Here is an 18,249-nt window from a genome sequence, read left to right on the forward strand (position 1 = left end):
CGGGTAATGCGGACGAGGCCAGCTCGCACACGCACGCAGTTCATGCGGCTCACGCAATCAACAACCAGTTATCCCGCAAACACCGCTCGAACTCATACGCCGGCAACGGCGCCGCATACAGATACCCCTGCACCTCATCGCACCCCGCTTCGCGCAGGAACTCCAACTGATCCAGCGTCTCCACCCCTTCCGCGATCACACGCAGGCACAATTGGCGCGCCATGCTGACGATAGTCCCCGCAATCGCGCAATCGCTCGCATCCCTCGGAATCCCGGTCGTGAATGACCGGTCGATCTTGAGCGTCTGGATCGGAAACCGCTTCAGATACGACAGGCTCGAATACCCGGTCCCGAAATCGTCCAGCGACAGCGACACCCCCAGCGCCGTGATCCGGTCCATGATGGCCGTCACGCGCTCGAAGTCGTGCATCAGCGTGCTTTCGGTGATCTCCAGCTCCAGCCACGACGGATCGAGCTGGTAGCGCCGCAAGGTATCGGCCACCCTGGAAGGCAGCGACGGCGTAAACTCCCGCGCCGACACGTTCACCGCCAGCCTGAACGGCGAAATCCCGGATCTCTGCCAGATCGCCGCCTGCGCGCAGGCCTGCTCCAGCACCCACTCGCCCACCTGCACGATCAGGCCCGTGGTCTCGGCCAGTGGAATGAATTCCGATGGCGGCACGATGCCGCGCTGCGGATGCACCCAGCGCACCAGCGCCTCGGCGCCGACGATGCGCCCACTGGCGATCTCGAACTTCGGCTGGTAATACAGAATCAGTTCGCCGTTGCCCAGCGCATGGCGCAGGCCCGACTCGATGCGCATGCGCTCCTGCATGCCCTTGTTCATGTCCTGGCTGTAGAAGGCGACGCTGCGGTCCGGATTGGCCTCGGCCCGCTTGGCCCGCTCCATCGCGATGTCGGCCAGTCCGAGCAGGGTCTCGGCATCGTTGCCGTCCTGCGGATACACGCTGATGCCGATGCTGGCGCCCACGCGCAGGTCGTGGCCGGCGATGAAGAACGGCGCGTCGAGCGAAGCCTGCAGCTTTTGCGCCACCGTGGTGGCCTCGAAGTGCTGGCGGATGTCCGACAGCCCCACCGCGAATTCGTCGCCAGACAGGCGCGCCACCACGTCTTCGTCGCGCAGCGCCTCCTTGAAGCGCTGCGCGACCTGGCGCAGCAGCTCGTCGCCGATGCGGCGCCCGAGCGTGTCGTTGATGCGCTTGAAGCGGTTCAGGTCCACGAACAGCACGCTGCCCGCCGTCTCGTTGCGCTGCGAGACGGCCAGCGCCTGGTCGACCAGGCGCGCGAACAGCGTGCGGTTCGGCAGGCCGGTCAGCTCGTCGTAATAGGCCAGGTGGTGCAGCTGCTCCTCGGCCTGCTTGCGTTCGGTGATGTCGGTGAGATAGGCGATCAGGCCCGTCGGCCGCTCGGCCAGGTCGCGCAGCGGAGACAGCGACAGGCTGGCCCAGAACACCTCGCCCGATTTCTTCCGGCGCCGCACTTCCATCATGCGCCCGCCCTGCTCCGCGAACAGGTCGGGCTGGGTGTCCTCGCCACTGCCGCCGTCTCCTTCGTCGGCATACAAAAACAGGATGTTGCGCCCGACCGCTTCCAGCGAGGTATAGCCGAACAGCTGCTCGGCGCCGCGGTTCCAGCTGGTGATGTAGCCCATCTGGTCCATCGTCAGCACGGATTCGTGGATCTGGTCGAGGATCTGCGACTGGTGCGCCAGCTGCGCCTCCATCTGCGCATAGGCGTGGGTGGAGCGCTGCGCCAGCGCGTGCATCTGCATCAGGCTGGCCGTCAGGTGGGCCAGCGCCTCCAGCTTGCGCCCGGTCTCGGGACAATACCCCTCGCCGCCGCTGACCTCATACCAGCCGAACTGCTCGATGCCGGCCGCCACCGCGTGGCGCAGGATGCGCGCGCCCGGCGGATTGGGGTCGATCAGGCCGGCGCCCGGCACGAAGCGGCCCTCCGGACTACCCGTGAGCAGGGCCGCCAGGCGTCCCAGCTCCAGGGTCAGGGCTTCGCCGCGCAGGCGGAGGATGGCGTTGCAGACGGCGGTCGTGCCGCCGACGAAGTCGAACGAGGCCAGTTCGCGCAGGTCAGACATTCCGGCCCACCTGGATCGCCCAGTGATAGGCGTGCAGCTGGCTGCCCCACCAGGCGGCCGGGCTCACGCCAGCCTCCTCGAGCATCGCCTCGTCCGGATGCGTCTCGGTCAGCCGCAGCCAGGCGCCCAGCTGGCCGCGCCGGTTGACCAGGGCGCCGGCGACGTCGTCCGGCAGGTACAGGTCGGCCGCGATCGCCGCCATCGGCATGTGCAGCAGCCGGTCGAGCAGCGAGAACACGCCCGTCATGAAGGCCAGGTCTTGCGCGTCGCGATCGCCGCCCGCCTCCCGGCTCAAGGCTTCCAGCTGGGCGGCGCGGCGCGCCGCCAGCGGCAGCAGCAGGTTCGGCAAGCCGTCCGGCTGCTGGCGCGCGTACAGCAGCAGCTGCAGCCAGCGCTGCAGCTGGCGCCGGCCGAGCACCGTGATCGCTTGGGAGAAGCTCGTGATCTGGGTGCTCACCGCGAAGGCGGCCGAATTGACCAGCTTGAGCAAGTGATAGGCCAGCGCCGGATCCTGCTTGATCTGGTCTTCCAGCTCGCGCGATTCGGCGTCGCGCGCCAGCAAACCCAGCAGGGTCAGGATGCGGCGGCGCGAACTGCCGTCGTCGTCCGTCGATGGCGCCGCATCGGGATCGATGGGATAGTCGCCGCTGAACCAGTCGAAGCCCGCGTTCTCGCATTCTGAAAAGCGGCGCGCGCCGTCGACGCCGTGGGCCAGGTGCGGTCCGAACAGCGCGACCAGGCGGCCAGGCGGCAGAGCGGCGTCACGCTGGGCGCGGCAATCGCGCGCCGCGGAGCGCAGCGCCGGCGGCGCCTTGGCGCCCTCGGGCACCTCGCCGTCGAGCCAGATGCGGTAACCGATCGCGTGCAGCTCGGCCAGCTGGCGCGTGGCGCCATTCGACGCGAGGGCCGCGGCCTCGATCACCAGGCCGACGCGGTTGGCCGGCAACAGCGCCAGCACCGGCACTGTCAGGGCCTCCGGGCCCTCCAGGTGCAGCAGGCAGTCGAGCGGCGCGATCGCCGTGAGCAGGTCGGCGCCGGCGAACACCGCTTGCAGCCGTTGCGCCAGGTCGGCGCCGGGCGCCAGCCGCAGGCTCAGCGCCACCCATTCGTTCTGCGCATTGGCGACCGGGTCGATTGCTACCAGCGGAAAATGTCCCTGCTCGGCCATGTGATGTTTCTCAATAATATTCAGTCAATCTTATTGCACCGAATACTTTAAAGCAACAGCAATGTTTCCCGGTGGATATTGGGAGTTCACTCTCAGTTACTGCCGGCGCGCTGGACCGCAAAACGGATCAGTTCCGCCTGTCCTTCGATGCCGAGTTTGCGCTTGATGTTCAGGCGGTGGGTTTCGACGGTGCGCACGGATAAATCGAGGTCGCGCGCGATCTGCTTGTTCGACTGGCCGGCCGCGATATGCTTGAGCACTTCGTGCTCGCGCACCGTCAGCTGGTCGCTCGGCGTGGCTGGATTGGCCAGCTGGCGCGCCAGCGCGGCGCTGTAGTAGATGCCGCCGCCCATCACGGTTTCGATGGCCAGCACGATGTCCTTGCCCGGCGCATCCTTCAAAACATAGCCGCGCGCGCCAGCCGCCATGGCCTGGCTGACGTATTCGGGCTTGTCGTGCATCGACAACATCAGCACCGCGATGCCGGGATAGCGCGCGGTGAGCTGGTGCGTCGCCTCGATGCCGCTCCCGCCGCGCATGTTCACGTCCATCAGCACCAGGTCGGGATGGAATTCCCCGGCCCGCGCCAGGGCTTCCTCGCCCGAGCCGGCTTCGGCCACCACGGTCAGGTGCGGCGCCGACTCGAGCCGCGCGCGCAGGCCGTCGCGCACCAGCGGGTGGTCGTCCACCAGCAGGATCTTCACTTCATCATTCACTTCAACATTCACTGCTGCTCCTTCAAATCGATGCTGGCCACCACCCGGGTGCCCGTGGAGGACGACGCGATCGAGAACCGCCCGCCGATCGCCTCCATGCGCTCCATCATATTCCTTAGCCCGATACCGCGCTTGGGATGCACGGCCACGCCGTCCATGTCGAAGCCCACGCCGTCATCGGCGATGCACAGGCTGACCATGTCTCCCACGCGTTCGAGCACCATCTCGATATGGCGCGCCTGGGCGTGGCGCTCGACATTGGTCAGCGCTTCCTGCGCGATGCGGAACAGCACCGTGCCCACGATCTCGGGCAGCGCGTCCACCGCGCCGGCCGCGCGGAAGCGCACCGGCGCGCCCGCGTGCTCGCCGAACTCGCTCGCCAGGTGGTCCAGCGCCGGCGCCAGGCCCATATCGTCCAGCAGGGTCGGGCGCAGGTCGTGCGAGATGCGGCGCACCTCGCCCAGCAGCGTTTTTACCTGCTCGACGGTGCGCTCCAGCCCCGCGCGGCCCTGCTCGCGCCGTGCTTCATCGCCGTCGATGCGGATGATCCCCGCCTCCAGCTGCAGCTTGACCGAGACCAGCGCCTGGCTGATCCCGTCGTGCAGGTCGCGCGACAGGCGCGCCCGTTCTTCTTCCTGCGATTCCACCACGCGCTGGGCCAGCGCTTTCAGCTTGGCGTCGGCCACGCGGCCCTCGCTGATGTTCAGGGCCAGCCCGCCGCCGGCCACGCCCACCGCCGCCACCGTGGCCAGCACCGCCATCCACAACAGCGTCTCTTCGATATTGCTCGACTGCTGGGCGTCCACCAGCGCCAGCGCCGATTCGACGTCGTCGAGATAGATGCCGGTGCCCATCACCCAGTTCCAGTGCGCGATCGGCACCACATAGCCCAGCTTGGGCGCCGGCCGGTTGCTCGAGGGCTTGGCCCAGGTATAGCGCAGGAAGCCGCCGCCGCCGCCCGCCAGCGCGATCAGGCGCTGGATCGTCGGCTCGCCGTTCGAGTCGCGCCATTCCCACATATCGGTGCCGACCAGCTCCGGCTGGCGCGGGTGCATCAGGTTCTTGCCCCGGGTGTCGTAGACGAAGAAGTAGCCGTCCTCCCCGTAGCTCAGGCTCGACAGGATGCGGATCGCTTCCCGCTGGGTGGCCGGGTCGCTGTCGCCGGTGCGCGTGAGGTGCGCGATCGAGCGCGCCGCCAGCTCGACGTAGTGGCGCAGCTCGGCCTCCTTGCTCGCCAGGTAGGCTTGCTGGATGGTGGCGCGCTGCTCGGCCGCCAGGGTCACCCCCTGCTGGCGCACGTAGAGCGCGATCGCGCACAGCGCCACCACCAGTGGCACGACGGCCAGCACGATCACTTTTTGCCTCAGCCGCATATGCTTTTTCCGCATGGTTCGATTCGAAGGCCTGCATTCTACGTCCGATGGCAGGGGCCGATCTACGTAGCATTACGTAGGGACTGCGTAATCATGCGCTTGCGGTACTGACAATAGTGCAAGATACTCAAGAGCATGCTGTAAATAATGGCGTCGGCACGTACTGGCGCGAAAAGCATCAATCCACTTCGGAGGAGTCACCCATGAAACGTCTCTCGAGCATGCTCGGATGGATCGCCTTGTCCATCCTGGGCGCGTTCTCGCTCGGCTACATCGCGCTCAAGCGCGGTGAAACCATCAACGCCATCTGGATCGTCGCGGCCGCCGGCTGCGTCTACCTGATCGCCTACCGCTTTTATTCGCTGTTCATCGCCACCAAGGTGATGGGACTCGACCCCACGCGCCAGACCCCGGCCTACAAGTTCAACGATGGCCTCGACTACGTCCCGACGAATAAAAACGTCCTGTTCGGCCACCACTTCGCCGCGATCGCCGGCGCCGGCCCGCTGGTCGGCCCCGTGCTGGCGGCGCAGATGGGCTACCTGCCCGGCATGATGTGGATCCTGGCCGGCGTCGTGTTCGCCGGCGCGGTGCAGGATTTCATGGTGCTGTTCATGTCGACCCGCCGCGACGGCCGCTCGCTCGGTGACCTGATCAAATCCGAGATGGGCGAGATCCCCGGCCTGATCGCGCTGCTCGGCACCTTCATGATCATGGTGATCATTCTCGCCGTGCTGGCGCTGATCGTCGTGAAGGCGCTCACCGGCTCGCCGTGGGGCACCTTTACCGTGATGGCGACGATCCCGATCGCGCTGTTCATGGGGATTTATTCGCGCTACGTGCGGGTCGGCCGCATCGGCGAGATCTCGCTGATCGGTTTTGTCCTGCTCATGCTCGCCATCATCGGCGGCCAGTGGGTGCACGATTCGCCGACCTGGGGCCCGATGTTCACCTTCACCGGCACCGAGCTGACCTGGATGCTGATCGGGTATGGTTTTGTCGCTGCGGTCATCCCCGTGTGGCTGCTGCTGGCGCCGCGCGATTATCTCTCCACCTTCCTCAAGATCGGCACCATCCTGGGTCTGGCGATCGGCATCATCGTGGTCGCTCCGGACCTCAAAATGCCGGCCATGACCAAGTTCATCGACGGCAGCGGCCCGGTATGGTCCGGCAATATCTTCCCCTTCCTGTTCATCACGATCGCCTGCGGCGCGGTGTCGGGATTCCACGCGCTGATCGCGTCCGGCACCACGCCCAAGATGCTCGAGAATGAAACCCAGGCGCGCTTCATCGGCTATGGCGGCATGCTGATGGAAAGCTTTGTCGCGATCATGGCGCTGATCGCCGCGTCGACCATCGACCCCGGCATCTACTTCGCCATGAACAGCCCGGCCGCGCTGCTCGGCACCACCGCGCAATCGGCGGCGCAGGCGGTCTCGCAGATGGGCTTCGTGATCACGCCGGAAGCGCTGGAGCAGATGGCGCGCAACGTCGGCGAGCACACCATCATCTCGCGCGCCGGCGGCGCACCGACGCTGGCGGTCGGCATGGCCGAGATCCTGTCGAACCTGGTGGGTGGCCCGGCCATGATGGCCTTCTGGTACCACTTCGCGATCCTGTTCGAGGCCCTGTTCATCCTGACCGCGGTCGACGCCGGCACCCGCGCCGGCCGCTTCATGCTGCAAGATCTGCTGGGCGCCTTCAACCCGGCACTGAAGAAAACCGACTCGCTGCCGGCCAACCTGCTGGCCACCGGCCTGTGCGTCGCGGCCTGGGGCTACTTCCTGTACCAGGGCGTGGTCGATCCGCTGGGCGGCATCAACACCCTGTGGCCGCTGTTCGGCATCGCCAACCAGATGCTGGCCGGGATCGCACTGATGCTGGGCACCTGTGTGCTGTTCAAGATGAAGCGCGCCAAGTATGCGTGGGTCACCATCATGCCGACCCTGTGGCTGCTGGCCTGCACCCTGACCGCCGGCTGGCAGAAGATCTTCCACAGCGATCCACGCATCGGCTTCGTGGCGCACGCCAACAAGTACCAGGCGGCGCACGACGCGGGCGAGATCCTGGCCCCGGCCAAGTCGATCCTCGACATGGAGCGCATCATCTTCAACGACTACGTCAACGCCAGCCTGGCCGGCTTCTTCATGTTCGTGGTGCTGGCGGTGCTGTTCTACGGCGTGCGCACGGTGATGGATGCGCGCCGCGCGAACGGGCCGACCGCCAAGGAGTCGCCTTACGTCGCCATGCCGGCGCCACAGGTGCCCTGATGTTCGGCACCCTCAAACAGGCCGGCAACTACCTCGGGCAGAGCCTGCGGCTGATGGTCGGCCTGCCCGAGTATGACACCTACCTGGCGCATATGGAACGTACCCATCCGGATAAACCGGCGATGACGTACGAGGAATTCTTCCGCGAGCGCCAGGAGGCGCGCTATGGGGGAAGCCGGGCGTCGTGCTGCTGACAGGCGGCATGAACTGATCCGACAAGGGGCGCTGCGGGCGCCCCTTTTTTGCGCCCGTCGATGCTAATTGCGACATGGAATTGTTCCCTTTGCCACATTTGCGGATTCGCAAAGCTGCCACCTTCCCTAGTGCGTATATTTTTTTCCTGCGGGTTCTTGCCCGCTAGGAGGATCTGCACCGTTGCCGGATCCGCTGCGCTGTGCCGTTTGCGGGAATCACGATGCAGAACTTCGAGCGCTCGAGCCTGAACCGGAAGCTGAACATCCTGTCGCTGCTCTCGACGGCGACCGCGCTGCTGTTCGTGTTCTGCGCCTTCGCCGTCACCTCCATCATCAATCACCGCCAGGCCGAGAGCCTGCAACTGGCCGCCTTCGCGCGCGTGATCGGCGCGGCCACTTCCGGCGACCTGATGCTGGTCGACCGGCGCCAGGCCGGCGCCACCCTGGCGGCGCTGGAAGCGCAGCAGCACATCTCGGCGGCGGTGCTGTACGACCGCTTCGGCCGCTCGCTGGCCGAGTACCGCGCGCCGTCACGCCTGGGCGCCGAACTGCCCTCGCTGGAAGACCTCGGGCTGGACACACTGGACGACGCCAACCGCGCCGGCCGCTTCCTGCTGTCGCGCCACATGCGCGTGGTGCACGAGGTGCGCCATGGCGAACTGGCGGTCGGCGCGATCATGATCGAGGCCGACCTGCTGCCGATGTGGCTCGACATCCTGGCCAGCATGGTCGTGATCGGGCTGGCGATGGGGGCCGCGCTGCTGGTCTCGCTGGGACTGGCGCGGCCACTCAAGCGCAGCATCGCCGAGCCGATCGCCAGGCTGATCCAGGCCGCGCAAAAGGTCTCGGTCAGCCAGAACTATGCCTTGCGCGTGCAGCACAAGCGCAGCGACGAACTGGGCGTGCTGATCGACAGCTTCAACACCATGCTGGCGCAGATCGAAGACCGCGGCGCGGCCCTGCTGCACCACCGCGACGAACTGGAACGCCAGGTCGGCGTGCGTACCGAGCAGCTGGAAAAGGCCAAGAACGCGGCCGAAGCGGCCAGCCGCGCCAAGAGCGGCTTCCTGGCCACCATGAGCCACGAGATCCGCACCCCGATGAACGGGGTGCTGGGCATGACCGAGATGCTGCTCGCCACCGAGCTGACCGAGGCCCAGCGCAGCTACACGCAGCTGGTCAAGCGCTCGGGCGAGCACCTCTTGGTGATCATCAACGACATCCTCGACTTCTCCAAGATCGAGGCCGGCAAGCTGACCATCGAATACATCAATTTCAACCTGTGGGACCTGCTGGACGACATCCACAACGTCTACACCCCGCAGGCGGCGGCCAAGGGCCTGGGCTGCGACTTCGACATCGCCAACGACATCCCGGTGGCGATCTGCGGCGACCCGAACCGGCTGCGCCAGATCATGGCCAACCTGATCGGCAATGCGATCAAGTTCACCACCGAGGGCCGCATCATGGCGCGGGTGCGGGTGGCCGGCGAGGACGCGCAGCGGGTGGCGCTGCGCTTCGAGGTGCACGACACCGGCATCGGCATCTCGCGCGACGCCCGCGCGCGCATCTTCAACGCCTTCTCGCAGGCCGACGATTCCACCACCCGCAAGTACGGCGGCACCGGCCTGGGGCTGGCCATCTCGAAGCAGCTGGTCGAACTCATGAAGGGCACGATCGGCGTCGAGAACGCACCCAGGCAGGGCTCGATCTTCTGGTTCACGCTCAGCTTCGACAAGCGCCGCGTCGATCCCGACGCGCCCGGCCACCGCCAGCACACTTTGGCAGGCCTGCGGGTGCTGGTGGTAGACGAACATGAGGCCAGCCGCAAGGAACTGGTGCAGCAGCTGGAAGCGTGGCGCGCGGCGTGCGAGGGCGTGGGCAGCGCCGCGGCCGCCTTCGAGCACCTGGTGAGCGCGGCGCGCGCCGGCCGCCCGTATGACGCGGCGGTGCTCGACATGGAACTGACCCAGACCAGCGGCCTGGCGCTGGCGGCGTCGGTGCGCGCCGAGGCCGTGGCGCGCTCGACACACATCGTTCTGCTCAGCCCCGAAAAGCTGGCCGCCGATCCGGTCCAGCGGCGCGAGGCCGGCGTGGCCTACCAGCTGGTCAAGCCGGCGCGCGCGGCCGACCTGTATGCCTGCCTGACGGCGCGCGCGGCGCGGCTGCATCATCCGGCCGGCGCTGCCACTGCGGCGCCGTACGACGCTCCCCGGCCAACGCCGATGGCGCTCCAGCAGCCGATGCGGCGCGCGCGGCGCGTGCTGCTGGCCGAAGACAATCCCGTCAACGTCGAAGTCGCCAGGGCCATGCTGGAAGGCCTGGGCCTGGAAACCCACTGCGCCACCAACGGCCAGGAAGCGCTGCATGCGGTGCACGAAGGCGGCTGGGACGCGGTGCTGATGGATTGCCAGATGCCGGTGATGGACGGCTTCGCGGCGACCGGAGAGATCCGGCGCCATGAGCGCGAGATGGGCCGCGCGCGCGCCCTGCCCGTGATCGCGATCACCGCCAACGCGCTGCAGGGCGACCGCGAAGCCTGCCTCGCGGCGGGCATGGACGACTACCTGTCCAAGCCTTTCACCCAGCAGCAGCTGGCGGCCGTGATCGGGCGCTGGGTGGCGCTGCCGGTGCTGGCGGAGCGCCACCATGACGACGAGCCCGGGCTGGCGCTGGACTACCCGCCTGCGCCGTCACCTGCGCCATCACCTCCGCCCCCACCGCCTCCGGCGCCGCAGCAGCAGGGTGACCCGGTCAACCGCGCCGCCCTCGACAATATCCGCGCACTGAGCCGCGATGCCGGCGACGCCCTGGTGCAGAAGGTGATCAACGCCTATGTGGGCGACACCCCGCGCCACCTGCAGGCGCTGCGCCAGGCATTGACCACGCGCGACGCCGACAGCCTGCGCCGCATCGCCCACGGCCTCAAGTCGGCCAGCGCCAATATCGGGGCGGCGCGCCTGGCCGCGACCTGCCGCGACCTCGAACAGCTCGGCCGCGGCGGCAGCGTCGACGGCGCCGCGCCCCTGCTGGCCGACATGGAGCGCGAATTCCAGTCGGTGCGCCAGTCGCTCCACGCCATGCTTGAAAAGGAATCCTGACATGCCAGCCTTTGCCTCCACCCAGCGCGGGACGGTGCTCGTCGCCGACGACGATCCCGTCATGCGCCTCCTGATGCTCGAGATGCTGGCCCAGGTCGGAATGGAAGGCGTCGAGGCCGGCGACGGCCTGGAAGCGGTCGAGCTGGCGCGCACGCGCATGCCCGACCTGATCCTGATGGACGTCGACATGCCGCGCATGGACGGCTTCACGGCCTGCCGCACGATCCGCGCCGCCGAGAAGGACGGCGCCTGCGTCCCGATCGTCATGGTCACCGGCAGCGACGACGTCGAGGCCGTGACCCAGGCCTACGAGGTCGGCGCCACCGACTTCGTCTCCAAGCCGATCAACTGGCCGATCCTCGGCCACCGCGTGCTGTACGTGCTGCGCGCCAGCGACGCCATCGCCCGCCTGCGCATCGCCGATGCCCAGAACCGCGCCGTGCTCGAAGCCATCCCCGACACCTTCTTTCGCCTGAATGCGGACGGCTTCTATCTCGACTACGAGCCCGGCCAGGAGCGCCAGTCTTTTCCGGGACGCGCGGCCTGCGCGCCCCCGACCAGCGCGCGCTTCATCGGCAAGCACCTGTCCGACACGCTGCCGCCCGAAATCGCGGCGCGCATGCTCGATCAGATGAGGACCGTGCTCGCCACCCAGCAGGTGCGCTCGGTCGAGTACGAACTGATCGACTGCGGCGACGTGCTGCATTTCGAGGCGCGCCTGGTGGCCACCAGCCCGTCCGAGGTGCTGGGCCTGGTGCGCGACATCAGCGAGCGCAAGCGCGCCGAGGAACAGATCCGGCGCCTGGCCTATTGCGACGGCCTGACCGGCATCCCCAACCGGCAAGCCTTTCTCGAGACGCTGGAACGCGAGCTGCAGCGCGCCAAGATGGGCAACAAGAAGTTCGCTGTGCTGTTCATGGACCTCGACGCCTTCAAGCGCATCAACGACACGCTGGGCCATAATGCCGGCGACCAGCTGCTCAAGATGGTCTCGGAACGCCTGCGCGAGACCACCCGCCCGAGCGACCTGGTCTCGCGCGGCGAAGGCGTCGAGCGCGATGCCGCCAGCCTGGCGCGCCTGGGCGGCGACGAGTTCACCATCCTGATTCCCGACCTGGAGCGGGTCGAGCATGCGCTGAATGTCGCCACCCGCGTCAAGGAAGCGATGCGGCGGCCTTTTCTCATCGAGGGCAACGAGATCTTCGTCACGGCCAGCATCGGCATCTCGCTATTCCCCGAGGATGGCGACGATTGCGGCTCGCTGCTGAAATTCGCCGACACGGCCATGTACCACGCCAAGAACTGCGGCAAGAACAACGCCAAGCTGTACAGCTCTTCGCTGACGATGCAGATCATGAGCCACGTGAAGCTCGAAGTGGGCCTGCGCCGTGCGCTGCAGAACGACGAGCTGTACCTGCTCTACCAGCCGCAGCGCGATGTGCGCACGTCCGAGATCGTGGGCGTCGAGGCGCTGGTGCGCTGGCGCCATCCCGAGCGCGGGCTGGTGCCGCCGACCGAGTTCATCCCGCTGGCCGAGGAGACCGGCCTGATCGTCCCGATCGGCGAATGGGTGCTGCGCACCGCCTGCCGCCAGGCGCGCGCCTGGCAGCGCCTGACGCGGCGCCTGCTGCGCATCGCGGTGAACCTGTCGGCCAAGCAGTTCAAGGACGAGAACCTGTCGCAGATCGTGCTGTCGGCCCTGACCGAGACCGGGCTCGAACCGCGCCTGCTGGAACTGGAGCTGACCGAAGGCACCCTGATGGACGATGCGCGCGCCACGCTGGTCACGCTCGAGCAGCTGCGCGGCATCGGCGTGCACCTGTCGATCGACGACTTCGGCACGGGGTACTCATCGATGAATTACCTGAAGCGCTTCGACGTGCGGGCCCTCAAGATCGACCGCAGCTTCATCGCCGGCCTGCCCCAGGATTCGGAAAACGCGGCCATCACGCGCGCCATCATCGCCATGGCCCACGGCCTCAAGATGGTGGTGGTGGCCGAGGGCGTCGAGACCGGCGAGCAGCTGCTGCTGCTCGAGGAGCTGGGCTGCGACATGGTGCAAGGCTACTACCTCGGCCATCCCTCGAGCGCCGAGAAGATCACCGAGATGCTGCAGCATGCGCAGCAGGCCTTGCCGGCGAAGTAGTGGTGGGCAGGCGCTCGAAGTAGCGGCGACTACGAGCTGCATCATCGGCCCGCAGCCCCAGCACGTCGTTCCCGCGAAGGCGGGAACCTAAGTCCGTACCGCTGCCACTTACATCGAACGCAGCCTGGGTGCGAGCAAACTTGGGTTCCCGCCTTCGCGGGAACGACGGGTTCAAGCTGCTACAAAAATCACGCTACACCTCGACTCACGGCACAAACCTCAACGTATGCTTCACCGCCCCCGGCAACAACGGCGCCGGCTTGCCCTCGACCCAGGCCGCGTGGTCCAGCAGGAAGAACGACGACAACGGGTGCCCGCTCTGCCCGCCCGGCATATTGTACAAACCCTCCTCTTCGCGCCCCGGCGACACGGTCAGCCGCTCAGACTGGCCGAACTTCGGGCCGGCCACGCGCGGCATGTGGGCGTCGCCCGCCAGCGGCTGGCTCGGCGCGGCGAGCCAGGGGCGCAGCGCGGGCACGGCGATGCTGATCGGATGCGCGATGTCGGCGGTGTTGCGTTGGCCCCAGGTGGCCTCGGCCAGCGGCGTGCCGGCATCGACCAGGGCCGCGATGGCGCGGTCCACCGCCGCCAGCTCCAGGTCGCGCCAGGAGGCGTGCCCTGCCGGCAGCCAGCCCGGCGGCCGTTCGTCCAGCAGGCGCGCCGCCACCGCCGGCCAGCGCGTGCTGGCCGCGGCCGCGCTGGCCTTCGGATCGATCTCCTTCAGCGCCGAATTGACGCCGCCGTACAGCAGGTCGTGCACGGCCCACATGAAGTCGCGCCCCAGGCGATAACCGATCGACTCCACGCTGGCGCGCCCGCTCCAGCTGGTCTCCAGCAGGCGCCGGAATTCGGCGCGCTGTGGGTGGCCGGCGAGCGCCTGCGCATCGAGCGCGGCCAGCGCGCGCTGGCGCCACTGGCCGACCAGGATCGCGCGGTCGTCCAGGGCGCCGTCGAAGGCGCGGCGCACGTCGACCTTGTCGCCCATGGCCTGCAAGCCCTCGTGCAACTGGCGGTTGCGCTGGCCCAGGTCGTAGCCGCCGTCGCCCAGCAGCGCGTACCCCGCGCCGGACAACTGTCGGCTATTGGCGGTCGTGATCTGGCCATCGGCGGGATTCAGGACGCGCGGATACTCGGCATACGGCAGCACCTCGCTCCAGGTCTGCGCCCCGCTGCCGGCGGCGAGTGGAAATCCAGCAGCAAGGGCGGCCGCAGAGCCTTCTGCGGCGCGGCGCGGCAGCAGGCCGGCGATGGTCCAGCCGATATTCCCATGCACGTCGCCGGCGACGAAGTTCTGGGCCGGGATGCCGTTGCCGGCGGCGGCCGTCAGCGCATCCTCGACGTTGGCCACCGTCTCGAGCTTCAGGTGGTTCATATTGAGCGCGGCCGGATCGTGGGCGATCCAGTGCAGCGCGTAGCTGCGGCCCGCCACCTCGCGGATCGGGCCGAGCGAAGTCTCGCGCACGACCATGCGCTCGGCCGCGGCGCCTTTGATGGCGATCGCCTCGACGTGCTCGCGCGGCGTCTCCCAGCCGCCCGGCAGGCCTACCTGGTTCGGGCGCGCCGGGTCGAGCCGCAGTTCGACCAGGTCGAGCGAATCGGCATAGCTGTTGGTGAAGGCCCATGCCACCTGGCCATTGCTGCCGACGATGACGGACGGCGGCGCGCCGGGCAGGCTGACGCCGGCCAGGCGGCGCTTGCCGTCGGGCGCGCCCGGGTCGGGGAAACTCAGCGCAAGGCGATACCAGATATTCGGCAGCCGCAGGCCCAGGTGCATATCGTCGGCCACGATGGCCGCGCCGGTGCTGCTCCGGCTGCCGGCCAGCGCATAGTTGTTGCTGCCGACTGAATCGGTGACCTCCAGGCCGGCCAGCTTGACCGGTGCGCCGGGTGCATCCGGCGCGGCGCCCCACCAGGCCGGGGCCTGCGGCGGCAACGCGCTAGCCACCTTTGCCGCGCCCTGGTCCAGGGTCGCATCAAGGGTCGCATCGTAAGCCGTCGCCTCGGGCAGCAGGAAAGCCAGCTGCGCCTCGTCGCTGTGCGCGCGCAGCCAGCCACGCGCCAGTTCGCGCGCCTCTTGGGCGCCCTGCAGGTCGATGTACATGGCCCACACCACCAGCAGCGAATCGGGCGCCGTCCACGGCCGCGGCGCCACGCCGGTCAGTGCGTATTCGAAGGGCCGCGCGCCGAGCGCGCCCAAGCCCTCGTTGACGCCTTGCGCATAGCGTTCCAGCAGCGCGCGTTCCGGCGCCGGCAGGCGCGCCAGCGTGTCCAGCGCGCGGGCGCGGAAGCGGTGCAGGCGGTGGGTGCGATCGGTGGGCAGCGCTGCCGCGCCGAACAGCTCGGCCAGCTCGCCGGCCGCCGTGCGGCGCAACAAATCCATCTGGAAGAAGCGCTCCTGTCCATGCACGAAGCCGGTCGCATAGGCGACATCGAGCCGGCTGGCGCCGCTGATCAGGGGGACTCCGCCGGCATCGCGCTCGACCTTGACTTCGCCCACCAGGCCCGCCACCCGGCGCTCGCCGTCGAGCTGGGCCAGGCTGGCGCGCAGGAATAGCCAGGTGGCCAGCACTGCCAGCAACACGAGCGCCAGCAGCGCCCCGGCCCCGAGCAGGGTCCAGGTCTTCCATCGGGACTTGCCCAAGGATTTGTCCATACGTCGCGTCTCCTCTTTTTGGGGGCGTATCTTGCCAGAAAATTCACGCCGAAAGCGAATTGGTGCGAGAAAAATACCTCATTGCACGCGGTGTCACGAGCGCATCCATTACGTCACCGGCGCCGTAGCTACCGATGTCGTTGAAGGCGGACACATCCGCCCCAATATCCGATAATGAGGGATGTGAAGAAATCTCACTTTTCGTTTGCCATCGCACACGCGGCGCGTGCGGGCGATGCTATTCTGGAATCATGCCGCGCGATGCGGCGGGAGGAACTGTCATGCAAAACGTCACCAAAGGCGCAAGAATGCCTGCCATCGTGCGCACATCCGCCGCCATCGGCCTGGCCCTGCTGGCCGCGGCCTGTTCGACGCCGCAAGAAAAATCGGCGCGCGCGCAGTCCGAGATGGCGGAACTCATGAATATCTATGGTCCGGCATGCAGCCAGCTCGGCTATAGCGCGAACACCGATCCCTGGCGCGAATGCGTGCTGCACCTGGGTACGCGCGAGGAATTGCAGCGCATGGGCAATGGCGCCGGGGCATATGGCGCCTGGGGGCCACGCTATCGCGGCGGCTACTGGGGTCCTTACTGGTAAAACCCGGCCTGGGCATAGGATTGTTCGTCGAGCGCGCGGCCCACGGCCGCGCAGCCCGCTGCATCCTGCGGCAGCAGCTTGCAGTAGTGCATCAGTAACCCGTCAAACACCGCCTCCCAGTCGAATGACGATTCAACCTTGCGCCGCGCATTGGCGCCGAGGGCCGCCAGGTCGCGGGTAGCCGCATGCCTGATCGCCTCGGCCAGGCTGTCAGGGCAATTGGGGCGCGCCAGCACGCCCGTGTCGTCGTCGACCAGTTCGGCAAGGCCGCCGGCGCCCGCCACCACCACCGGCAGGCCGCAGCCCATGGCCTCGAGCACGATCAGTCCAAAGGTTTCGCAATCGCCCGGATGCACCAGCAAATCGCAGCTGGCCAGCAGGCGCGCCAGCGCGCGCTGGTCGCGCTGGAACGGCAGGCGGCTGATCCGGACGCCCGCCGGGACGTCGAACGCGGCCTCGCCCGGCCCCACCATCAGCAGATGGAAGCCGGGGCCGAGCCGGCCCATGGCCGCCAGCAGAACGTCCAGTTTCTTGTCGGCCGTAAAGCGGCCGGCATACACCAGCAGGCATGCCCCGGGCGCCACACCCAGTTCGGCGCGCACGGCGGCGTCGCGCCGGTCGGGGTGAAAAATGGTGCAATCGATGCCGAGCGGCTGGTGCAGCGCGCCTTGTACCCCCATCGCCTGCAATTGAGCGACCATCAGCCGGCTTGGCGCCAGCACCAGGTCGAACTGGCTGTACAGCTGCGCCAGGTAGCGCCGGGTAAGCTGGGCGGCATGCAGGCCGAAACGGTTCTCGACCAGGCGCGGCAGGTCGGAATGGTAGAAGGCCACGACCGGGATGCGCAGCCGGTCGCGCGCGCGCAGCGCGGCCCAGGCGCAGTGGCCGGCGTCGCCCACTTCGACCAGGTCGGGCCGCAAGCGGCGCAGGCGGCGGGCGACGATGGCCACCGACAGCGGCATGCGGTAGCCGTGAAAGCCGGGCAAGGCCAGGCTGGGGACGCGCAGGCATGCCGACGCGGCGCGCGTGGCACGCGCGACGTCTGTCTCCACATCGCGGTTCGGACTCAGGATCGTATGCCGTGCGCGGCCCTGGCGCGCCAGCCACGCCGACTTGGCGTTCAGGTAGGTGCTGACGCCACCGCCCTCGGCGGCATAGAACATCGTGAGGTCGACGAGGTGCATGGCCGGCTCGCAGAAAAATCCACGATAGCAGCGGCCCGGCCATCAGGCTTGCGCGCACGCAGGGTGCGCGCTGGTGTTCAGGACCTCGCTTGGACGGCGAACATCATGCGCTGCGGCGATCGAGCATCGCGCGCGCGATCGTGCCGGCGTCGACGTACTCGAGCTCCCCGCCCACCGGCACGCCGCGCGCCAGGCGGCTGACCTTCAGGCCGCGCGCCTTGAGCATTTCGCTGATGTAGTGGGCGGTGGCTTCGCCCTCGTTGGTGAAATTGGTCGCGAGCACCACCTCGCCGACGAGGCCATCGGTGGCGCGGTTGACGAGCTTGTCCAGGGCGATGTCACGCGGGCCGATGCCGTCCAGCGGCGACAGCCGGCCCATCAGCACGAAGTACAGGCCGCGCCAGGTGAGCGTCTGCTCGATCATGATCTGGTCGGCCGGGGTCTCGACCACGCACAGCAGGGTGTGGTCGCGCTCCGGGTCGGCGCACAGCTCGCAAATTTCAATGTCCGAGAAGGTATTGCATTTGGCGCAGTGGTGCACCGTGTCGACCGCCTGGTAGAGCGCGCGCGACAGTTGCGCGGCGCCCTCGCGGTCGTGCTGCAGCAGGTGGAATGCCATGCGCTGGGCCGACTTGGGACCCACGCCCGGCAAGCGGCGCAGCGATTCGATGAGAAATTCGAGCGAGGTCGACATGTGGGGCGTCCCGCCGGCGAGGCGCCGGCCGGGACTGC

The 18,249-nt window shown here is 67.9% G+C and carries 12 protein-coding genes; 5 read left to right on the top strand and 7 right to left on the bottom strand.

Annotated elements, in window-relative coordinates:
- Nucleotides 1–49 precede the first annotated feature (49 nt).
- The 4 genes from SOM61_RS14550 to SOM61_RS14565 form a co-directional block, all read right to left on the bottom strand.
- Complete coding sequence (locus SOM61_RS14550) at nt 50–2,113, bottom strand: putative bifunctional diguanylate cyclase/phosphodiesterase (RefSeq protein WP_320474746.1); 2,064 nt, start codon at nt 2,111–2,113, stop codon at nt 50–52.
- On the bottom strand, nt 2,106–3,281 hold the full coding sequence (locus SOM61_RS14555) for an HDOD domain-containing protein (protein WP_320474747.1): 1,176 nt from the start codon (nt 3,279–3,281) through the stop codon (nt 2,106–2,108). The genes SOM61_RS14550 and SOM61_RS14555 overlap by 8 nt, the downstream gene beginning before the upstream one ends.
- A 92-nt stretch (nt 3,282–3,373) precedes the next feature.
- On the bottom strand, nt 3,374–4,009 hold the full coding sequence (locus SOM61_RS14560) for a response regulator transcription factor (protein ID WP_414674993.1): 636 nt from the start codon (nt 4,007–4,009) through the stop codon (nt 3,374–3,376).
- On the bottom strand, nt 4,006–5,370 hold the full coding sequence (locus tag SOM61_RS14565) for a cache domain-containing protein (RefSeq protein WP_320474748.1): 1,365 nt from the start codon (nt 5,368–5,370) through the stop codon (nt 4,006–4,008). Before SOM61_RS14565 ends, SOM61_RS14560 begins: the two co-directional genes overlap by 4 nt.
- Nucleotides 5,371–5,573: 203 nt before the next feature.
- Here SOM61_RS14565 and SOM61_RS14570 point away from each other — a divergent pair, with 203 nt between their 5' ends.
- From SOM61_RS14570 to SOM61_RS14585, 4 genes are all read left to right on the top strand, one after another.
- Nucleotides 5,574–7,640: a carbon starvation CstA family protein gene (locus SOM61_RS14570; RefSeq protein ID WP_320474749.1), complete on the top strand. Its 2,067-nt coding sequence runs from the start codon at nt 5,574–5,576 to the stop codon at nt 7,638–7,640.
- Nucleotides 7,640–7,834 (top strand): YbdD/YjiX family protein, encoded by a 195-nt coding sequence (locus SOM61_RS14575; RefSeq protein WP_123070577.1) that lies wholly within the window; start codon nt 7,640–7,642, stop codon nt 7,832–7,834. Before SOM61_RS14570 ends, SOM61_RS14575 begins: the two co-directional genes overlap by 1 nt.
- Before the next feature lie 221 nt (nt 7,835–8,055).
- On the top strand, nt 8,056–10,935 hold the full coding sequence (locus SOM61_RS14580; RefSeq protein WP_320474750.1) for a hybrid sensor histidine kinase/response regulator: 2,880 nt from the start codon (nt 8,056–8,058) through the stop codon (nt 10,933–10,935).
- Between the two features lies 1 nt (nt 10,936).
- Entirely contained in the window at nt 10,937–13,081 is a 2,145-nt protein-coding gene (locus SOM61_RS14585) for a putative bifunctional diguanylate cyclase/phosphodiesterase (RefSeq protein WP_320474751.1), read from the top strand.
- 205 nt (nt 13,082–13,286) lie between these two features.
- On the opposite strand, the gene SOM61_RS14590 is transcribed toward SOM61_RS14585, so the two are convergent.
- Nucleotides 13,287–15,734: a penicillin acylase family protein gene (locus tag SOM61_RS14590; RefSeq protein WP_320474752.1), complete on the bottom strand. Its 2,448-nt coding sequence runs from the start codon at nt 15,732–15,734 to the stop codon at nt 13,287–13,289.
- A 281-nt stretch (nt 15,735–16,015) separates the two neighbouring features.
- On the opposite strand from SOM61_RS14590, the gene SOM61_RS14595 reads away from it, so the two are divergent.
- On the top strand, nt 16,016–16,333 hold the full coding sequence (locus SOM61_RS14595) for a hypothetical protein (protein ID WP_320474753.1): 318 nt from the start codon (nt 16,016–16,018) through the stop codon (nt 16,331–16,333).
- Here the strand turns inward: SOM61_RS14595 and SOM61_RS14600 are convergent.
- Together SOM61_RS14600 and recR are read right to left on the bottom strand one after the other, a co-directional pair.
- The gene (locus tag SOM61_RS14600) at nt 16,324–17,517 is read right to left on the bottom strand and encodes a glycosyltransferase (RefSeq protein ID WP_320474754.1); all 1,194 of its coding nucleotides are present in this window, start codon (nt 17,515–17,517) and stop codon (nt 16,324–16,326) included. The genes SOM61_RS14595 and SOM61_RS14600 overlap by 10 nt on opposite strands.
- Nucleotides 17,518–17,620: 103 nt before the next feature.
- The gene (gene recR, locus SOM61_RS14605; protein ID WP_147933438.1) at nt 17,621–18,211 is read right to left on the bottom strand and encodes a recombination mediator RecR; all 591 of its coding nucleotides are present in this window, start codon (nt 18,209–18,211) and stop codon (nt 17,621–17,623) included.
- Nucleotides 18,212–18,249 lie beyond the last annotated feature (38 nt).

The sequence above is a fragment of the Massilia sp. CFBP9012 genome, from assembly GCF_034045115.1.
Taxonomy (GTDB): Bacteria; Pseudomonadota; Gammaproteobacteria; order Burkholderiales; family Burkholderiaceae_D; genus Telluria.

Coding starts and splice junctions, on each gene's coding strand:
- SOM61_RS14550 (WP_320474746.1), bottom strand. CDS start 2,113: ATGTCTGACCTGCGCGAACTGGCCTCGTTCGACTTCGTCGGCGGCACG.
- SOM61_RS14555 (WP_320474747.1), bottom strand. CDS start 3,281: ATGGCCGAGCAGGGACATTTTCCGCTGGTAGCAATCGACCCGGTCGCC.
- SOM61_RS14565 (WP_320474748.1), bottom strand. CDS start 5,370: ATGCGGCTGAGGCAAAAAGTGATCGTGCTGGCCGTCGTGCCACTGGTG.
- SOM61_RS14570 (WP_320474749.1), top strand. CDS start 5,574: ATGAAACGTCTCTCGAGCATGCTCGGATGGATCGCCTTGTCCATCCTG.
- SOM61_RS14575 (WP_123070577.1), top strand. CDS start 7,640: ATGTTCGGCACCCTCAAACAGGCCGGCAACTACCTCGGGCAGAGCCTG.
- SOM61_RS14580 (WP_320474750.1), top strand. CDS start 8,056: ATGCAGAACTTCGAGCGCTCGAGCCTGAACCGGAAGCTGAACATCCTG.
- SOM61_RS14585 (WP_320474751.1), top strand. CDS start 10,937: ATGCCAGCCTTTGCCTCCACCCAGCGCGGGACGGTGCTCGTCGCCGAC.
- SOM61_RS14590 (WP_320474752.1), bottom strand. CDS start 15,734: ATGGACAAATCCTTGGGCAAGTCCCGATGGAAGACCTGGACCCTGCTC.
- SOM61_RS14595 (WP_320474753.1), top strand. CDS start 16,016: ATGCAAAACGTCACCAAAGGCGCAAGAATGCCTGCCATCGTGCGCACA.
- SOM61_RS14600 (WP_320474754.1), bottom strand. CDS start 17,517: ATGCACCTCGTCGACCTCACGATGTTCTATGCCGCCGAGGGCGGTGGC.
- recR (WP_147933438.1), bottom strand. CDS start 18,211: ATGTCGACCTCGCTCGAATTTCTCATCGAATCGCTGCGCCGCTTGCCG.